Origin of the sequence: Phytobacter sp. V91 (genome assembly GCF_965644225.1) — a bacterium.
GTDB lineage: Bacteria > Pseudomonadota > Gammaproteobacteria > Enterobacterales > Enterobacteriaceae > CBFFRJ01.
Genome location: NZ_CBFFRJ010000053.1, coordinates 1 through 18,489, shown reverse-complemented (window position 1 = coordinate 18,489; position 18,489 = coordinate 1). Strand labels below are relative to the sequence as shown.

Below are 18,489 nucleotides of genomic sequence, written 5' to 3'. Positions count from 1 at the left end.
GGCATCAGAACGCGAAGCAGCTGCAGCCGAGCGCGCCCCAGAAGGCGTTATCGTCTGAGACAGGAACAGAAGATCCTCGTGCCACATCGTGCTGGTGGTTATGCACGCCGCACGGACCGCTACAGTGGTGAACGGCGGGCATCATCCCGACGCGGGCCTGCTGCGGCGGCGCACTGCGGTAGTGACCCGGCACATTGACCACCGGCGACCACTCCGGCAGAACCGGAATTGCTGGCGGCGCTTCGCCGCTGAAGCTGCCTGCGGCGTAAATGACTTTACCGTCAACCACCGTCAGCACGGACTCGATGCCTTTGATCTCTTCTTCCGGCACGCGGAAGTAGTCTTTGCTTAACACGGCGAGATCAGCCAGTTGACCGGCTTTAATTTGCCCTTTTTTGCCCTGTTCGCTGGAGAACCATGCGCTGCCCTGAGTCCAGAGCATCAGCGCGGTATCGCGATCCAGACGCGCATTGACGTCATACATCTGCATGCCGCCGACGGTGCGCCCGGAAACCAGCCAGTAGAGCGCGGTCCATGGGTTGTAGCTGGCAACGCGGGTGGCGTCGGTGCCCAGCCCTACCGGCACGCCGGTTTCGAGCATTTTCGCCACCGGCGGCGTATGGCGCACCGCTTCCATGCCGTAGCGCTCAGCGAAGTATTCGCCCTGGAAGGCCATGCGATGCTGAACCGCGATTCCGCCGCCCAGCGCTTTGATGCGCTCAATGTTCGACTGGGTGACAGTTTCCGCATGGTCGAAGAACCAGTGCAGGCCATTGAACGGAATGTCGCGGTTAACGCGCTCGAACACATCGAGCATACGGCTGATGGATTCGTTATAGGTCGCGTGCAGACGGAACGGCCATCGGTGCTCGACCAGATGGCGTACCACGCGTTCCAGCTCGTCTTCCATACCGGGCGCCAGATCCGGGCGCGGTTCGAGGAAGTCCTCAAAGTCGGCGGCGGAGAAGACCAGCATTTCGCCCGCGCCGTTATGGCGGAAGAAGTCGCTGCCCTGGCCTGGCGTCAGCATATCGGTCCATTTTTCGAAATCTTCCAGCTCATGGCCCGGACGCTGGGTAAAGAGGTTGTAGGCGATACGGATCGTCATTTGCGATTTGGCGTGCAGTTCGTTGATGATTTCGTAATCTTCCGGGTAGTTCTGGAAGCCGCCGCCCGCATCAATGGCGCTGGTCAGGCCCAGACGATTCAGCTCACGCATAAACTGGCGGGTGGAGTTCACCTGTTGTTCCTGCGGCAGCTTTGGCCCTTTTGCGAGCGTCGCGTAGAGGATCATGGCGTTCGGGCGGGCAATCAGCATCCCGGTCGGGTTGCCGTTGCTGTCGCGCTGAATTTCACCGCCTGGAGGATTCGGGGTGTCTTTGGTGTAGCCGACAACCCGCAGCGCGGCGCGATTGAGCAGGGCGCGGTCATAGAGATGGAGGATAAAGACCGGGGTCTCCGGCGCGGCTTCGTTGATCTCATCGAGTGTAGGCATGCGGCGCTCGGCGAACTGAAATTCGCTCCAGCCGCCGACCACGCGTACCCACTGCGGGGATGGCGTGCGCAGCGCCTGCTCTTTCAGCATGCGCAGGGCGTCAGCCAGCGAGGGGACGCCTTCCCAGCGCAGTTCGAGGTTATAGTTCAGGCCGCCGCGAATCAGGTGCAGGTGCGAGTCGTTCAGGCCGGGGATGGCGGTACTGCCCTTAAGATCGATGACTTTGCTGCCTTCGCAGTGGTGTTCCATCACCTCAGCCTGGCTGCCTACCGCCAGAAACTTGCCGTCACGAATGGCGACCGCATCGGCAACCGGGTTTTCCCGGTCGACGGTGTGAAACTTGCCGTTGAGTAATATCAGCTCTGCTTTATCGAGCGAGACCATAAATCCTCCTGTTAGACGCCCGGAACTGACGTAGTGCCAGCGGACGATAAGATGAGATGCCCCGTCAGCGCAGAGCGTGAAAACTGGAGGGATTATGGTGAGCAGGCGAAAACGGCGTCTAGTTATACGAAGGTATACCTATACGAACGTATAGTTATACACAGAGATAATAGTTCTCATTGCCAACAAAACTTACTATCCGCCCCGACAGCACGGCTCGGGACGAAGGGTAAAAAGCGTTCGCTGGTTCAGGCAGCGCGAGAATATCCCGATCCCTGTCTGCATGGTTTCCGCCTCCTTTTCACGGATCACTTAACGACAATGGGTATTCTTATGACCAACTCTAAGCTTGAAGTCCTGACTCCTCAAAACTGCCAGATGATTTTCATCGATCAGCAGCCGCAAATGGCGTTTGGCGTGCAGTCTATTGACCGCCAGGTGCTGAAAAACAATGTGGTTGGCCTGGCGAAAGCGGCTAAGGTCTTCAATATTCCGACCGTCATCACTACCGTTGAAACCGAAAGCTTCTCCGGAAATACCTTCCCTGAACTGCTGGATGTATTCCCGGAGCACGACCTGCTTGAGCGCACGTCCATGAACTCCTGGGATGACCAGAAAGTCCGTGACGCGCTGGCGAAAAACGGCAAGAAAAAAGTGGTGGTTGCCGGTTTATGGACCGAAGTGTGCAACAACACCTTCGCGCTGTGCGCGATGCTGGAAGGCGGCTATGAGATTTACATGGTAGCTGACGCCTCTGGCGGCACCTCGAAAGAAGCCCATGACTACGCGATGCAGCGCATGATTCAGGCGGGCGTTGTTCCGGTAACCTGGCAGCAGGTGCTGCTGGAGTGGCAGCGCGACTGGGCACACAAAGAGACCTACAACGAGGTCATGGATATCGTTAAAGAGCACTCTGGCGCTTACGGTATGGGCGTGGATTATGCGTACACCATGGTGCACAAAGCCCCGGCCCGCGCAAAAGGCGCGCACCGCACTTTAGCCCCGGTTCCTGCCAGTAAATAATTGTCTGCAAGGGTCGGGGTGAACGCGCCGACCCGTTCCATTCGACTTTTCGGGAGATTTTTATGAGCACAGAGCTCATTTCCCTTGGCGCGGGTGTGCTTATTGGCCTTATCTATGCCCTGCTTAAGGTCCGCTCACCCGCACCGCCCGCCGTGGCGCTGGTCGGTCTGCTCGGGATGCTGATCGGTGAACAGCTGATCTCCGCCTTCATCACGCCCCAGGCGCCGCCCGTATCTGTCAGCCAGCCCCATGCCACTCCTCAGCGCGTGGACAACGCTGCGGCCATCAGTCGCTATATAGAGGCAGGTTAATCATGTTGAAATCCTGGGTTGTTTCTCTGGCCGTTGGCCTGCTGTCCGGCGTCATTTATGGTGCGATGCGGGTGCATTCGCCCGCCCCGCCGGTCATTGCCCTGCTGGGACTGTTCGGTATGCTCGTGGGTGAACAGCTTGTTCCCGTTACCCGCCGGCTGCTGCGTGGCGAGCCGGTGACTCTGGCATGGTTCCGCCATGAATGCGTGCCCAAAATTAGCGGTACGCCTCCCCCTGATGACAAAAGCGCTCTTTAGGGTGCGCACATACTGAGGAGTAAGGCATGACGCTGCAAGCGCGCATTGTCATTATTGATGATGAACGTTCCGTTCGTAGCGGATTAAGCAATCTCCTCCAGTCGGAGGGGTACGACACGCGCGCCTTCGAATCAGCCGAGGCGTTTCTCAATGATGAAACCGTGCTGGCTGATGCCTCTCTGCTTATTATTGATATTAAGCTTAAGGGGATGAGCGGACCGGACCTCTACCGGCAGATGTTTGAACGCATGACGCCGCCGCCGGTGATCTTTATCTCCGGACATGAAGATGAAAATCTGTTGCGCTCAGCTCCAGGTACCGGAGCGGTCATGCTGCTACGTAAGCCCATTAATATTGATATGCTGCTGGACCATATCCGCCGCGGACTCTCCGCGCGCGAGGAGCATGAATGAGCGAAAAACTGTCGGCTGCCGGGAAAATGATGGACGGCGAGGTCATCACCCTGACCGATGACATCATCTTTACCTGCCTGTCGCAAGAAGGGGGCATTGCGTGGACGCTGTGCCAGCCACTCCATTCGGGCAGCGATTTTATTCTGGCAAGTGCTGCGGTATCGGGTTATGAAGCCGTGTTCCAGACGACGCAGCGTCTGAAAAATGAATTCTCGATGCGCGCCAGACTTTCGGGCGCATGGGCGATAAAGCCGATGAACTGCACCAGCTACCATGGTCATTATGCGCTGGTTTATGCACCTTTCCCTTTCCGTACGCTGGCGCAGTCGGGTCGCACCCGCGGGCGCAGCCTCACCGATTTTCTCTCCCTCGCCATTCGTCTTTGTACGCCATTACGGCAGATGCACGCCCAGGGGTTGATTCATAGCGATATCAAACCCGGGCACTTTTTTATCGACCCTGGGGGCGCTTACCGGTTAGGCGGGTTTGGTCTGACGAGCGGGGTGGACGACGCAACCCGTCCCGGGTGGTTAACGGTATCGGGCGGCACGCCGGTTTATATGTCGCCGGAACACACGGCGCGGACCCCGGATAACGTCGACAGACGTAGCGATCTCTACAGTCTGGGCGTCGTGCTTTATGAGTTGCTGACCGGTGAATTGCCTTTTGATCTCAATGATGGCGGCCAGGCCGAGTGGACGCATCACCACATAGCCTCTTCTCCGCGTTCACCCTGCGAAGTCAGGGCAGACGTACCGCCCACCCTTGCAGAGATCATTCTCCGGCTGCTGAAAAAATCCCCGGAAAACCGTTATCAGACGGTTGAGGGATTGATTGCCGACCTGCGTCGCTGCCAGGCGTCGCTGGTCAAAAACGGTGAAATTGCCTCTTTTACCCCCGGTTTACAGGACCGGGAGCCTGCCCGCATGTTGCCTGACCCGCTGTTTTTGAATCACCCCCAGCATACTCAGTTGCTGGCGGCCTTTGACCGGGTCGAGGAAAGCGGCTCGCATGCGCTGGTGATTGTCAGCGGCCCGCCGGGCAGCGGTAAGTCTTCGCTTATCTCATCGGCGCTGAAAAAACTCCAGCAGCGGCGGACGCTGCTGGCGATAAGCAGAGCTGACCCTTATTCCCCGGTACTGCCCTACACGGTTATTGCATCGGCGTTTCGCTCACTGGTTCTTTGGCTGCTGGGGCTGGAGGCGGAGGATGTGGCGCGCTGGAAAATGCGCCTCGCCCGCTCGTTGGGGAGCCATGCGGCACTGGCGATTAAGCTGGTTCCTGAGTTGGGGCTGCTGCTTGATAGCCGACAACTGACGGTGGTCAATACCCAGTCGGCAGATACCCGTATGCGTTTTAACCTGATGGCGCACCGGCTGGTGGAGGCGTTTGCCACCCCGGATTGCCCACTGGTGCTGCTGATTGGCGACATTCACTGGATTGACCAGGCCAGCCTGCAATTGCTGGAGTACTTGCTCAGCAGCAGTGAATCACTGCCGCTGCTGGTGGTGGTTTCCTGTTCTGATACGGACACCTTCCCAGACTCTGGCGAGCAGGATCTGCTGTCGGCGTTACGCGCCCGTGCCCGCTATCGCCTTGAACTGCGCCCGGAGCCGTTGAGCGTCAAAGCGGTGTCCCGCTGGCTGGCGAATATGTTGCAAACACGCGCCTCCGGCCTGGGCGAACTGGCGGCGCTGATCCATGAAAAAACGGACGGTAATCCTCTCTTTACCCATGAGTTTTTCCAGCGCATCTTCAAAGATGGCCTGATTACCCATCATAAAGAATATGGCAAGTGGCATTACGATTTAGAGGCAATTCGCTCGCACAGCTACACGGAAAACGTGGCGAGTCTGGTGCTGCAACAGCTGGCTGAAATGCCGTTGCAGACGCGCACATTGCTGGGCTGTCTGGCCTGCGTGGGGCCGGCATTGCTCTGTCAGGTACTGGAGATAGCGCCGGAGCAATTGCATCAACAGTTGCAACCCGCCGTGGCGGCAAGGCTGATTGGCCTCTCTGCTGAACACTACCGCTTTACCCACGATCGGGTGCACGACGCAGCCCTGGCCCTGCTTGACGCCGAAGAGGTGAGCCGCCTGAATTTTGTGGCTGCCCGTCTGTTAACCGATGCGGCGGCGCAGGACGACAGCAGCGAGCATCTCTTTCTCGCGGTGCACCATATTACATCGGCCATCGATCGGGTACGTTTGTCGCCGCAACGCGACCACTATCGCGCGGTCTGTCGACTGGCGGCGCAACGCGCACGCTTAACCGGGGATTATGCCTCGGCGGTGCGCTATCTGCGCACGGCGAAGTGCCTGCCGGGTGATTCGCAGGCCAGTGCGACTGAGGAGAACTTTTCCCTTGCGTTTGAAGAGGCAGAGTGCGAGTTCCTGCAGGGGAATCTTCCCGCTGCGCTGACGCTCTGTCATCAACTGATGGCAGCACCGGGCAGCCTGCAGCAAAAAGCGATGGCGGCAGGCATGCTGGCGGAAGTGCATATGCGTCAGTCTGACATGAGCCTGGCGCTGGAAACGTCGCTGGCCTGGCTGCCCGTGTTCGGTATCCACCTGAGCCGAAACCCGACGGATACCGAGTGCGATGAGCTTTGGCAGGCCCTTGAAACGCGTTTAGGAGATGCGCCGGAGCAACATTTCAGGCAACTGACCCTCATCGAGGATCCTGATGTGGAAGCCATCATGAACCTGATGCTGAGCGCCAGCATGTTCTCCGCGTTTGCCAGCCCGCGTCTGCACTTCATTTTACTCGCCAGAATTATGTTGATGAGCCTGGAACATGGGCTGAGCGGGGCATGCACCACGGCGCTGGCGTGGTATGGCGTGATGATCGGTTGTCGTTATCATCAGTACGAAAAGGGTTATGTTTACACGCTGCTGGGGCACTCTCTGGTGAGTGACCACCAGCTGACCCAGTTTACCGGACGTACCTGGCTGGCGGTCGATCTGTGTAGCGCCTGGGTGAAGCCGCTCAGCACGGCAATAGAACATGCCAAGGCCTGCTTTACTGCTTCGGTGGATCACGGCGATCTCACCGCTGCCTGCTTTGTACTGCGTCATCAGACGATGAACTTCCTCACTCGTGGCGATCATCTGGATGGGGTGTTGAGCACCATTGAGGGCGGGCTGGGCTTTGTGCGTAAACTGCACTTCCCGGATGTGGAAATCATGCTCTCCATCCAGCGTCTGTACGTCAATCATCTGCGCAGTGCCTCGTCGGGGACCTTTAGCGGTCACAATCTGTTTGCCGATACGCTGTTGAAGGTGACCAACCATCGTGAAAGTCAGCCGATACCGCTGGCCATTTTCTGGTTCTGGCTTTATCGGGGAATGGCGCATTTTATGGCGGGAGAATACGCGGATGCTTCCCGGTGTTTAGCGAAGGCCACGCCCGTCGCAGGCATGGTGCCAGGTTACATCCATTTGCTGGATTACCATTTCTACAGCGCGCTTTCGCAGGCTTTGAGCCTGTCGCCGGAGGAGATCACGGCGGATCAGCGGGAAAAGCTTACTGAACATTATCAACACATTGCCCGCTGGGCCGGACATAACCCCGCCACCTTTGCCGATAAGGCGGCGCTGGTTCGCGCCGAACTGGCAAGGCTTGATCGGGATAACGAGACGGCCATTGCGCAATATGAACAGGCGATAGCGCTGTCGGAGGAGTCGGAATGTCATCCGATGAATGGCCTCGCCTGCGAGCTGGCCGGGCGCTTTGCCAAAGCCACCGGCTGGGTGACGGCGGCCGAAGGTTATTTCCGCAATGCCTTTGCGGCCTGGCACCGCTGGGGGGCGATAGCGAAAGTGCGCCACCTCGAACGTCAGTATCCTTACCTGGCGCCTTCCGATCAGCGTTCGCCCTATGACACTATCGCGTTTGCGCAAAATGAGGTGGCGCATGACCTTGAGAGCGTGCTGCGAGCGGTGCGCGCCATGACAGAGGAAATTGACCTTGATCGGCTGATTAATACGCTGATGACTATCCTGCTCGAGCGGGCAGGGGCGCAGCGTGGGTTGTTGATCCGCATTATCGACAATACGCTTGCGGAAACCCAGGCCTGGGCCGAAACCTCCTCAGAAGGGGTGAAAGTCGAGGTTGTCCGGGAGCGTCCGACGGCAACGGATATGCCGCTGTCAGTGCTGGCAGCCGTTATGCGCACCGGTCAGGAGATCCGCATCAGCAAACCGGAACTCTTTGGCCCGTTCAGCCAGGATCCGTATCTGGTGACTTCCGGGGCGGCGATTTTGTGCGTACCGATGCACAAGCAGGGAAAACTGGTCGGGGTGTTGTATCTGGAAAATCGAGTGATGCCGGAGATTTTTACCGCTGAACATTCCAGGATCGTCAGAATGCTGGCCGCGCAGGCTGCCGTGTCGCTGGAAACGGCTCGCCTGTATGCCGAACTGGTGGAAGAGAACGTCCAGCGCCGCCGGGCGGAGAAAGAGCTGCGCACCAGCCAGACCTCGCTGATGCTGGGGGAGAAAATCAGTAATACCGGCACCTGGCGCTGGGAACTGGAACAGGATGTGATGTTTGTCTCCGACGAATATGCGCGGATCCTGGGGCTGCCTGAGCAGCAACGTACTCTGTCGATGGCCGATTTTATGACCCTTGTTCACCCGGAGGATTTTCAGCGTATCAATACGCTGGTGAATGACAGCGTGCGTAACGGTGTCTCTATGCGCGCGGAGTTTCGCATTTTCCGCCCGGACGGCGACTGTCGCTACATTCTGGGGGTCGGCAACCCGGTGGGCTATGAGACCAACGTCGCGGAGTATTTTGGCGTGATCACCGACATTACCGCCCGCCGTTTATCCGAAGATGCGGTGCGGGTGGCGCAGGCCGATCTTGCCCGTGTTTCCCGGGCCACGACCGTCGGGCAGTTGACCGCCTCTATCGCCCACGAGATTAATCAGCCGCTGATGTCGATTGTCGCCAATGCCGGGGCCAGTCTGCGCTGGATGAACCGCGAACCGCCGATGCTTGCCAATGCGCGCAGCAGTATTGAGGAGATCATCAGTGAGGGAGAGCGTGCCGGGAATATTATCCGCAGTTTGCAGGCGTTGACCCGCAACCAAACCGCGAGCTGTACCCGCATCAATCTGCATCACCTGGTGTATCGCATTGTGGCGTTATCGCGCAGTGAACTGGAACGCCAGCAGATTGCGCTGCATTACCATCTGAATGCTGAGGAGACGTTTATCTTCGGCGACAGCGTGCAGATACAGCAGGTGTTACTGAATCTGATCGTCAATGCTATCGATGCGATGGCCGGGATCGATGACCGACACTTAGCGCTTACCGTCAGCTCTGATAACCCCGGGCCGGGGCAGATCCGTCTTGCGATCGCCGATACGGGGACAGGACTGAGCAAAGAGGTGCAGGAGAGATTGTTTGACTCTTTCTACACAACCAAGGAACAGGGGATGGGCATGGGGCTAAGCATCAGCTACGGCATTATTGAAAAGCACCAAGGGAAACTGACCGCCGAACCTCTTGAGCCGTACGGCAGCCTGTTTACATTCATATTGCCGACGCATAGTGAAGAAGAGTGACGGTTTTTGACCTAACGGCTCAGGGTTTTTTGGATATTTAGCCGGTCGGCGGCTCTGACCAGATCCGTCAGGGAGCGCACCTGCATTTTCTCCATCACCCGCTTTTTGTGCACTTTGGCGGTGATTTCGCTCACCCCCATCGCCATGGCGATTTGTTTATTTAACAGCCCGCCGATTGCCAGCTGGAATACCTCTTTTTCACGCGGCGTCAGGGAGTCATACAGCGCCGTCAGGGTGTGGATTTCCTGCGAATCATCAAGGTTTTTTTCCGCGAGTTTTAGCGCTCCGGCAACCGCCTGGAGCAGTAACCCCGGGACGGCAGGCTTGGTCATAAACTCATAGGCGCCCGCTTTCATCGCCTTTACTGACAAGGGAATAGTGCCAAATCCGGTCAGAAAAATAACCGGGATGACATGGCCAAGCCGGGCCAGTGCCTCGGTCACATCAAAACCGCCTACTTCCGGCATATTCATATCCAGGATCAGACAGCCGGGCTGCGGCGAGAACGGGTGGGCCAGAAAGTCGTCTGCTGAGGAGAAATCGGCGACCCGGTAATCCTCCGCTTTGAGCAGGTTGACCAGCGCCTGCCTGACAGAATGATCGTCGTCCACCACGTAAACAATGTGATCCATGAGGGTTCCTAATCATCAGGGTGTATGCCGGTACGGGAGGCGCAAAGCACTAACGGTGAAATTTCTGTTAGTCCCTTAAAATACATGGGCATACATGTTTTTTTACTAAAGGATAACTGGATGTTAACACAATAATTATCATTATCATGTTTCAAATGAAAATAATAAAAAGGTATGGGTAAATCATCTTTTTATGCCAGAAAACGAAAAGGCCAGCACGAGGCTGGCCTTTAAAGCATACAGGTCAGAGTGTTATTTCAGACCGGCGGCTTCACGCAGTTGGGCGGCTTTGTCGGTTTTTTCCCATGGGAAATGTTCACGACCAAAGTGACCGTATGCTGCGGTTTCTTTGTAGATTGGGTGCAGCAGATCCAGCATCTGAATCAGACCGTAAGGGCGCAGATCGAAGAACTCGCGCACCAGTTGGATCAGCTGTTCAGCAGGCACTTTTTCGGTGCCGAAGGTTTCAACCATGATGGAGGTCGGTTCTGCCACGCCGATGGCGTAGGAAACCTGAATCTCACAACGGTCAGCCAGGCCAGCAGCAACGATGTTTTTTGCCACATAACGTGCAGCGTATGCCGCAGAACGGTCAACTTTAGACGGATCTTTACCGGAGAACGCGCCGCCACCGTGACGTGCCATGCCGCCGTAGGTATCAACGATGATCTTACGACCGGTCAGACCGCAGTCGCCCATCGGGCCGCCGATAACAAAACGGCCAGTCGGGTTGATAAAGAATTTGGTTGATGCATTCAGCCATTCGGTCGGCAGAACCGGCTTGATGATCTCTTCCATCACCGCTTCCTGCAGCGATTTCTGGTCGATATCTTCAGCGTGCTGGGTGGACAGCACTACCGCATCGATGCCAACGATTTTGCCGTCGTCATACTGGAAAGTGACCTGGCTTTTTGCATCCGGGCGCAGCCACGGCAGGGTGCCGTTTTTACGCACCTGAGCCTGACGTTCAACCAGACGGTGAGCATAGGTGACAGGCGCTGGCATCAGCACGTCGGTTTCGTTGGTCGCATAACCAAACATCAGACCCTGGTCACCGGCGCCCTGTTCCAGTGGGTCAGCACGGTCAACACCCTGGTTGATGTCCGGAGATTGTTTACCAATGGCGCTCAGTACGGCGCAGGAATTAGCGTCGAAGCCCATATCAGAATGGACATAGCCGATTTCGCGAACGGTATTACGGGTGATCTCTTCGATATCCACCCATGCACTGGTGGTGATTTCACCACCGACCAGCACCATGCCGGTTTTTACATAGGTTTCACAGGCAACGCGCGCTTTCGGATCCTGTTCAAGGATCGCATCCAGCACGGCGTCGGAAATTTGGTCAGCAATTTTGTCAGGATGCCCTTCTGAAACGGACTCAGACGTAAAAAGGTGTTTTGCCATGTTCTGTTTTCACCTGGAGTAATTCGGTTGGCCTGGACAGCGTGCCGGGTTGCCTTTGCGGTATTTTCCGCAAGGTCGTGCAGGTAAAGGCACGGCTGTCTAAGTGTTAATCAGTATGGATGGATTAACATCTGGATGGCTATTCTAGGTTAATTCTTAAGCCGATTTCCACTGTTTTTTGATGTCCCGCACATACTGACTGAAATGGTTACAGAAATTTTTCCTGTCAGTGCCGTAAAGGTATTTTTTTATTTTGCATTTTCACCCCGTAGTCGGTATAAAACGCGGCGCGCGGCTTATATAAAAAGCACACGGGGTCCCGTGTTGCCACTTCCAGCCGGGTTAAGCAATTTATGGCTTTGGCTTGTCGCATATCGTGAATGATCTGCGTGGAGGTGATACGAGATAATGAACCGTTGCTTTAAGCAGAATCTGTGGCGTCGTTCTGACGCATATACATTCCCCGCAATCCGCAAATCTAATCTGCAAACCTGCCGATGTTATACCCATTTCGGCGCTTCTCAGGACTCCCGGGCCGGTACGGCACAGTGACGACTGAACAAGGGCTCTCCTGTTAATCCAGGAGTTTTCTCGTGGTTTCGCCGAACCGTCATACTTAAGTTCGGTCACGTGTTTTACAATGAATATGACAAAGAAACCGGTCGCACAGTCTGCGATTCAGCATTTTATGCTGGAAAATCAGGCTGCTTATGGGTTGTTATCGCAATGTAACATTGTGATAGTAGTTAACTGTTTTACACTATTACCAGGAGTTGAGGTTCGCTATGTCTGACGACATGTCTTCATTTTCGCCTTCGTCAGCAGGCGAACAGGGTGTACTACGTTCCATGCAGGAGGTTGCGATGAGCTCCGAGGATGCCAGCAAGATGCTACGTACTTACAATATTGCATGGTGGGGCAATAACTACTATGACGTTAACGAACTGGGCCACATCAGTGTTTGCCCGGATCCTGACGTTCCAGAGGCACGTGTCGATCTTGCTCAGTTGGTGAAAGCACGTGAAGCCCAGGGGCAACGTCTGCCCGCGCTGTTCTGCTTCCCGCAGATTCTGCAACATCGCCTGCGCTCGATTAACGCCGCGTTCAAACGTGCGCGCGAATCCTACGGCTATAACGGTGATTATTTCCTGGTTTATCCGATCAAGGTGAACCAGCATCGCCGCGTGATTGAATCACTGATTCATTCGGGTGAACCGCTGGGGCTGGAAGCCGGTTCGAAAGCGGAACTGATGGCCGTACTGGCCCATGCCGGTATGACCCGCTCGGTGATTGTCTGTAACGGCTACAAAGACCGTGAATACATCCGTCTGGCGCTGATCGGCGAGAAGATGGGCCATAAGGTCTATCTGGTCATCGAGAAGATGTCAGAGATCGCCATTGTGCTTGATGAAGCCGAACGCCTGAACGTGATCCCGCGTCTCGGTGTCCGCGCGCGTCTGGCCTCGCAAGGCTCCGGTAAATGGCAGTCTTCCGGCGGTGAGAAATCCAAATTCGGGCTGGCGGCAAACCAGGTTCTGCAACTGGTGGAAATGCTGCGTGAGCGCGGACGGCTGGACAGCATTCAACTGCTGCACTTCCATCTCGGTTCGCAGATGGCCAACATTCGCGATATCGCCACCGGCGTTCGTGAGTCAGCGCGGTTCTACGTTGAGCTGCACAAGCTGGGCGTGAACATTCAGTGCTTCGATGTCGGCGGCGGCCTGGGCGTGGACTACGAAGGTACCCGTTCACAGTCTGACTGTTCGGTGAACTATGGCCTGAACGAATATGCCAACAATATCATCTGGGCGATTGGCGATGCCTGCGAAGAGAACGGTCTGCCGCACCCTACGGTGATCACCGAATCTGGTCGTGCGGTTACCGCGCACCATACCGTGCTGGTGTCGAACATCATCGGCGTGGAGCGCAACGAATACACCGAAGCGACGCCACCCGCAGCCGATGCCCAGCGCGCGCTGCAAAGCATGTGGGAGACCTGGCAGGAGATGCACGAGCCGGGTACCCACCGTTCCCTGCGCGAATGGCTGCATGACAGCCAGATGGACTTGCATGATATTCACATCGGCTACTCCTCCGGCACATTCAGCTTGCAGGAACGCGCATGGGCGGAGCAGTTGTATCTGAACATGTGCCACGAAGTGCAGAAGCAACTGGATCCGAGCAATCGTGCGCACCGGCCGATTATCGACGAATTGCAGGAGCGTATGGCGGACAAAATGTACGTCAACTTCTCCCTGTTCCAGTCGATGCCGGATGCCTGGGGTATCGATCAGCTGTTCCCGGTTATGCCGCTGGAAGGGTTGAATAAGCCACCGGAACGCCGCGCGGTGCTGCTGGATATCACCTGCGACTCCGATGGTGCTATCGATCACTATGTCGATGGCGACGGTATTGCGACCACCATGCCGATGCCGGAATACGATCCGGAAAATCCACCGATGCTCGGCTTCTTTATGGTTGGCGCATACCAGGAAATTCTCGGCAACATGCATAACCTGTTCGGCGATACGGAAGCGGTAGACGTGTTCGTCTTCCCTGACGGCAGCGTGGAAGTGGAACTGTCGGATGAAGGGGATACCGTGGCGGATATGCTGGAATATGTGCAGCTCGATCCGAAAACTCTGCTGACGCAGTTCCGCGACCAGGTGAAACAGACCGGTCTGGATGACGCACTTCAGCAACAGTTCCTCGAAGAGTTTGAAGCCGGCCTGTACGGCTATACCTATCTGGAAGACGAGTAATCGGCTCTGCTACTGCTGCGCAGGTGTTGCGCAGCAGTATTTCCGTAACGAGTTAGCGCTGGCTAAATATTAATCCCGGCAAAGTTCATATTTCAGGCAATTATTATAAATTGTCTGATGATAAATTAAATATCAAAACGTCTTTTCAAAATTATAATTAAATCGCATATACAAGAATCACTGCTGTTATTATTAGCAGATTCTTTCCTGCTGTACGTGCTTTTATAATGAAAGTAAAGTTAATTATTCCTGCCTGATAAGGTAGTAGTATTTCTTAATATTTCAGGAAGCCATCATTAAAATATGGAGAAATTATCCAGAGTGAATGATTGATGATTAAGATCAATGTATTGCCGGGATAAAGCGCCAGAATAATTGAACGTAAAGAAACGTAATTAACTGGTATATATATGGCTATCAAGGATTTTTTTGTACAGACAAACCCAGGACGTCGTCGCTATGGTGTCGCGCTGTTGGTAGGGATCATTTCAGGTGTATTATCTGCATTTGTAAAATGGGGCGCTGAAGTACCACTGCCGCCGAGGACCTTCACGGGTGGACGTGATGAATTTAACCCGCCGTATCTGTTTTTACGCGACTATCTCGGCATTGACCCAACGCATACAGTTTATACCTTTTCTGAGCATATTATTAACCCGGTAATGGTGACACATATTATATTCTCGCTGGTGTTTGCCATCGGGTATTGCATTGTCGCTGAGGTCTTTCCTAAGGTTAAATTATGGCAGGGTGTCTGGGCGGGTATTGTCGCCACCATCGCCGTGCACTGGATCTCCTTCCCGTTGCTGGGCTTAACGCCATCACTGGCTAATATTCCGGCAGATGAGTATATCTCTGAGCTGGTAGGACATATCTTCTGGTTCTGGTCGATCGAGCTTATTCGCCGCGATCTGCGTAACCGCATCACTCACGAGCCGGATGCAGAAGTTCCGCTGAATGCGACTACACGATAATTTATCGGATATTAAAAAAACGGCTTCCCGAGTGGAAGCCGTTTTTTTATGCCTCAGCACCGGCAAACAACAGCATCTCTTTGCGGTGATGTCAGGCGTGGGGAGCGAAATTACTTAATACCGTCTGCCGCCAGTCTGTCGCGAACGTGTTGCGCACGTTCGGCAGAGGCCGGGTGATCGTCAAACATCGAACTCTGGCGGCCTTCTTCGAGTTTTGCCAGTTTTTCAAAGCTGGTGGCCAGCCCCAGCGGGCTAATGCCGCGTTTGCGCAACAGGTCATAGGAATAATCATCCGCTTCGGACTCCTGACGCTGCGAGAACTGCGAATTCACCAGTTTCTCCCCCAGATCGCCTAGCTGGGATTGCGAAAGACTTCCCACCACGCCCCCCGCAGACGCGGCGGCTGCGCGCACGGCATTGGTGCCTAAAGCAACCTGCATTCCCTTCTTAACGTGGCCAAGCGCAACGTGACCCATTTCATGACCGATCACCGCCTCAACCTCATTATCATTCATCATATCCATGAGACCGCTATAGACACGGATGCAGCCATTGGCCATGGCGAATGCGTTAACATCTTTTGCCACATACACTTTGTAGTTCACCGGCTGACCATTGATATTGTCCCCCAGCGCGCTGGCGATTTTCCCCAGACGCTGGCTGTACTGGCTATTGGCCGGGGCAATGGTTGCTTTACTGTCCATCTGCTTACAGGCTTCGTCACTCAGGGTTTTGACCTGGTCGTCGCTCAGCGTATAAGCCTGAAAGGCTTCCGCGCCGGAGGTCAAAAAACCACTGGAGTCCATATTCTGACAGCCTGCCAGCAGAGTGGCGGTGGCTAAAGCAAGTAAAGCCGGGCGAATTTTCATCTCTTATCTTCCACGCAGGTTGATTCATAATTCTGATAATGCGCCGGCAACGATCGAACCGGGGCAGATGCATAATTATAAAGAATAGAACGACAAGCGAGCGAGCCCATTGCGCAACGTACGAGCAGCTTCCAGAGATTTCTTAACCTGCAAAAGGATGCTCCATGTACATGTTTTGTCGCTTGGGTTACATTGTTGGCACTTTTTTCCGGCGTAGCCCATAACGCGCTGTAGTCAAGTCGTTCCGGGCATGGCCTTTAACAGTCCGATCTGGAGTCAAAATGTCCTCACGTAAAGAGCTTGCCAATGCCATTCGTGCGCTGAGCATGGACGCGGTACAGAAAGCCAAATCCGGTCACCCGGGAGCCCCGATGGGTATGGCAGACATCGCCGAAGTCCTGTGGCGTGATTTCCTGAACCACAACCCGCAGAACCCGGCATGGGCAGACCGCGACCGTTTCGTGCTGTCCAACGGCCACGGTTCAATGCTGATTTACAGCCTGCTACACCTCACCGGTTACGACCTGCCGATTGACGAGCTGAAAAACTTCCGTCAGCTGCATTCCAAAACCCCGGGTCACCCGGAAGTGGGTTACACCGCAGGCGTGGAAACCACCACCGGTCCGCTGGGTCAGGGTATTGCCAACGCCGTGGGCATGGCGATTGCCGAGAAAACCCTGGCGGCGCAGTTCAACCGTCCGGGCCATGACATTGTTGACCACAGTACTTATGCCTTTATGGGCGACGGCTGCATGATGGAAGGTATCTCCCACGAAGTCTGCTCCCTGGCGGGCACGCTCGCGCTTGGCAAACTGGTCGCCTTCTATGACGACAACGGTATCTCCATCGACGGTCACGTTGAAGGCTGGTTCACCGACGACACCGCCGCCCGCTTTGAAGCCTACGGCTGGCACGTGGTGCGCGGCGTGGACGGTCACGATGCCGACGCGATTAAACGCGCAGTGGAAGCGGCGAAAGCGGTCACCGACAAGCCGTCCCTGCTGATGTGCAAAACCATTATCGGTTTCGGCTCGCCGAACAAACAGGGCACCCACGACTCCCACGGCGCGCCGCTGGGTGATGCAGAAATCGCCCTGACCCGCGAAGCGCTTGGCTGGAAACACCCGGCGTTTGAAATCCCGTCTGACATCTATGCTCAGTGGGATGCAAAAGAAGCCGGTGCTGCGAAAGAAGCGGCATGGAACGACAAGTTCGCGGCTTATGCGAAAGCCTTCCCGGAGCTGGCGGCGGAATTCACCCGTCGTATGAGCGGTGAACTGCCATCCGACTTCGATGCGAAAGCGAACGAATTTATCGCGAAACTGCAGGCGAATCCGTCGAAAATCGCCAGCCGTAAAGCGTCCCAGAATGCGATTGAAGCCTTTGGCCCGCTGCTTCCGGAATTCCTCGGCGGCTCCGCTGACCTGGCTCCGAGCAACCTGACTCTCTGGTCCGGCTCGAAAGCGATTAACGAAGACGCGGCCGGGAACTACATTCACTACGGCGTGCGTGAGTTCGGTATGACCGCGATTGCCAACGGTGTCTCCCTGCACGGCGGCTTCCTGCCGTACACCTCCACCTTCCTGATGTTTGTGGAATATGCGCGTAACGCGGTACGTATGGCGGCGCTGATGAAACAGCGTCAGGTGCTGGTCTACACCCACGACTCCATTGGTCTGGGCGAAGACGGCCCGACGCACCAGCCGGTGGAGCAGGTGGCATCCTTGCGCGTGACGCCGAACATGAGCACATGGCGTCCGTGTGACCAGGTGGAATCTGCTGTTGCGTGGAAATACGGCGTTGAGCGTGCCGACGGCCCGACGGCGCTGATTCTGTCCCGTCAGAACCTGGCGCAGCAGGAGCGCAGCGCAGAGCAGCTGGCGAACATCGCCCGTGGCGGTTATGTGCTGAAAGACAGCAACGGCCAGCCGGAGCTGATTTTCATCGCTACCGGTTCAGAAGTTGAGCTGGCGGTTGCCGCGTGGGAAAAACTGACGGCGGAAGGGGTGAAGGCGCGCGTGGTGTCCATGCCGTCGACCGACGCGTTCGACAAACAGGATGCGGCGTACCGTGAATCTGTGCTGCCAAAAGCGGTGTCTGCTCGTGTAGCCGTGGAGGCGCTTATCGCTGACTCCTGGTACAAATACGTCGGCCTGAATGGCGCTATCGTCGGCATGACCACCTTCGGCGAATCTGCTCCGGCAGAGCAACTGTTCGAAGAGTTCGGCTTCACCGTCGACAACGTGGTCGCGAAAGCAAAAGCACTGCTGTAATACAGGGTGTTAGAGTAAATAAGAGGCCGCGAAAGCGGCCTCAGACTGCTGACAAAGTCCTGGCCGTGAGGCCGGGACTTTGATCTAATTAAGTCAGTGCAATTAACGGACTGACT

Annotated in this window: 14 protein-coding genes; 10 read left to right on the top strand and 4 right to left on the bottom strand. The window is 55.8% G+C overall.

All coding sequences use genetic code 11. The features are described from left to right. Positions 1–4: 4 nt before the first annotated feature. Positions 5–1,879, bottom strand: a complete 1,875-nt coding sequence (locus ACSZO4_RS12755) for an amidohydrolase (protein ID WP_437889346.1) — start codon at positions 1,877–1,879, stop codon at positions 5–7. A gap of 333 nt (positions 1,880–2,212) precedes the next feature. On the opposite strand from ACSZO4_RS12755, the gene ACSZO4_RS12750 reads away from it, so the two are divergent. From ACSZO4_RS12750 to ACSZO4_RS12730, 5 genes are all read left to right on the top strand, one after another. Next, the gene (locus ACSZO4_RS12750) at positions 2,213–2,902 is read left to right on the top strand and encodes a hydrolase (protein WP_437889345.1); all 690 of its coding nucleotides are present in this window, start codon (positions 2,213–2,215) and stop codon (positions 2,900–2,902) included. 62 nt (positions 2,903–2,964) lie between these two features. Beyond that, a complete protein-coding gene (locus ACSZO4_RS12745; RefSeq protein WP_437889344.1) occupies positions 2,965–3,213 on the top strand; it encodes a DUF1427 family protein in 249 nt (82 codons plus the stop codon). A gap of 2 nt (positions 3,214–3,215) precedes the next feature. After that, positions 3,216–3,470, top strand: coding sequence for a XapX domain-containing protein (locus ACSZO4_RS12740; RefSeq protein WP_437889343.1), 255 nt, complete (start codon positions 3,216–3,218; stop codon positions 3,468–3,470). 26 nt (positions 3,471–3,496) lie between these two features. After that, entirely contained in the window at positions 3,497–3,883 is a 387-nt protein-coding gene (locus ACSZO4_RS12735) for a response regulator (RefSeq protein WP_437889342.1), read from the top strand. After that, complete coding sequence (locus ACSZO4_RS12730; protein ID WP_437889341.1) at positions 3,880–9,456, top strand: trifunctional serine/threonine-protein kinase/ATP-binding protein/sensor histidine kinase; 5,577 nt, start codon at positions 3,880–3,882, stop codon at positions 9,454–9,456. The genes ACSZO4_RS12735 and ACSZO4_RS12730 overlap by 4 nt, the downstream gene beginning before the upstream one ends. An 11-nt stretch (positions 9,457–9,467) precedes the next feature. Here the strand turns inward: ACSZO4_RS12730 and ACSZO4_RS12725 are convergent, their stop codons facing one another. Beyond that, on the bottom strand, positions 9,468–10,088 hold the full coding sequence (locus ACSZO4_RS12725) for a response regulator transcription factor (protein WP_437889340.1): 621 nt from the start codon (positions 10,086–10,088) through the stop codon (positions 9,468–9,470). A gap of 252 nt (positions 10,089–10,340) precedes the next feature. Then, entirely contained in the window at positions 10,341–11,495 is a 1,155-nt protein-coding gene (gene metK, locus ACSZO4_RS12720; protein WP_437889339.1) for a methionine adenosyltransferase, read from the bottom strand. Positions 11,496–11,903: 408 nt separating this feature from the next. Between metK and ACSZO4_RS12715 the strand changes: the two genes are divergently transcribed. The 4 genes from ACSZO4_RS12715 (at position 11,904) to ACSZO4_RS12700 (ending at position 15,231) form a co-directional block, all read left to right on the top strand. Beyond that, on the top strand, positions 11,904–12,047 hold the full coding sequence (locus tag ACSZO4_RS12715; RefSeq protein WP_437889338.1) for a hypothetical protein: 144 nt from the start codon (positions 11,904–11,906) through the stop codon (positions 12,045–12,047). Between the two features lie 94 nt (positions 12,048–12,141). Beyond that, entirely contained in the window at positions 12,142–12,288 is a 147-nt protein-coding gene (gene yqgB / locus ACSZO4_RS12710) for an acid stress response protein YqgB (protein WP_437889365.1), read from the top strand. Further along, positions 12,281–14,257: a biosynthetic arginine decarboxylase gene (speA, locus tag ACSZO4_RS12705; protein WP_437889337.1), complete on the top strand. Its 1,977-nt coding sequence runs from the start codon at positions 12,281–12,283 to the stop codon at positions 14,255–14,257. The genes yqgB and speA overlap by 8 nt, the downstream gene beginning before the upstream one ends. 410 nt (positions 14,258–14,667) lie before the next feature. Further along, positions 14,668–15,231 carry a YagU family protein gene (locus ACSZO4_RS12700; protein WP_437889336.1) on the top strand — a complete coding sequence of 188 codons (564 nt, stop codon included), beginning with the start codon at positions 14,668–14,670 and terminating at the stop codon, positions 15,229–15,231. 110 nt (positions 15,232–15,341) lie between these two features. On the opposite strand, the gene ACSZO4_RS12695 is transcribed toward ACSZO4_RS12700, so the two are convergent. Beyond that, positions 15,342–16,100: a M48 family metallopeptidase gene (locus tag ACSZO4_RS12695; protein WP_437889335.1), complete on the bottom strand. Its 759-nt coding sequence runs from the start codon at positions 16,098–16,100 to the stop codon at positions 15,342–15,344. Between the two features lie 281 nt (positions 16,101–16,381). Between ACSZO4_RS12695 and tkt the strand changes: the two genes are divergently transcribed. Further along, positions 16,382–18,373, top strand: coding sequence for a transketolase (gene tkt / locus ACSZO4_RS12690; RefSeq protein ID WP_437889334.1), 1,992 nt, complete (start codon positions 16,382–16,384; stop codon positions 18,371–18,373). The last annotated feature ends 116 nt before the right edge of the window (positions 18,374–18,489 follow it).

Coding starts and splice junctions, on each gene's coding strand:
- ACSZO4_RS12755 (WP_437889346.1), bottom strand. CDS start 1,879: ATGGTCTCGCTCGATAAAGCAGAGCTGATATTACTCAACGGCAAGTTT.
- ACSZO4_RS12750 (WP_437889345.1), top strand. CDS start 2,213: ATGACCAACTCTAAGCTTGAAGTCCTGACTCCTCAAAACTGCCAGATG.
- ACSZO4_RS12745 (WP_437889344.1), top strand. CDS start 2,965: ATGAGCACAGAGCTCATTTCCCTTGGCGCGGGTGTGCTTATTGGCCTT.
- ACSZO4_RS12740 (WP_437889343.1), top strand. CDS start 3,216: ATGTTGAAATCCTGGGTTGTTTCTCTGGCCGTTGGCCTGCTGTCCGGC.
- ACSZO4_RS12735 (WP_437889342.1), top strand. CDS start 3,497: ATGACGCTGCAAGCGCGCATTGTCATTATTGATGATGAACGTTCCGTT.
- ACSZO4_RS12730 (WP_437889341.1), top strand. CDS start 3,880: ATGAGCGAAAAACTGTCGGCTGCCGGGAAAATGATGGACGGCGAGGTC.
- ACSZO4_RS12725 (WP_437889340.1), bottom strand. CDS start 10,088: ATGGATCACATTGTTTACGTGGTGGACGACGATCATTCTGTCAGGCAG.
- metK (WP_437889339.1), bottom strand. CDS start 11,495: ATGGCAAAACACCTTTTTACGTCTGAGTCCGTTTCAGAAGGGCATCCT.
- ACSZO4_RS12715 (WP_437889338.1), top strand. CDS start 11,904: ATGAACCGTTGCTTTAAGCAGAATCTGTGGCGTCGTTCTGACGCATAT.
- yqgB (WP_437889365.1), top strand. CDS start 12,142: ATGACAAAGAAACCGGTCGCACAGTCTGCGATTCAGCATTTTATGCTG.
- speA (WP_437889337.1), top strand. CDS start 12,281: ATGTCTGACGACATGTCTTCATTTTCGCCTTCGTCAGCAGGCGAACAG.
- ACSZO4_RS12700 (WP_437889336.1), top strand. CDS start 14,668: ATGGCTATCAAGGATTTTTTTGTACAGACAAACCCAGGACGTCGTCGC.
- ACSZO4_RS12695 (WP_437889335.1), bottom strand. CDS start 16,100: ATGAAAATTCGCCCGGCTTTACTTGCTTTAGCCACCGCCACTCTGCTG.
- tkt (WP_437889334.1), top strand. CDS start 16,382: ATGTCCTCACGTAAAGAGCTTGCCAATGCCATTCGTGCGCTGAGCATG.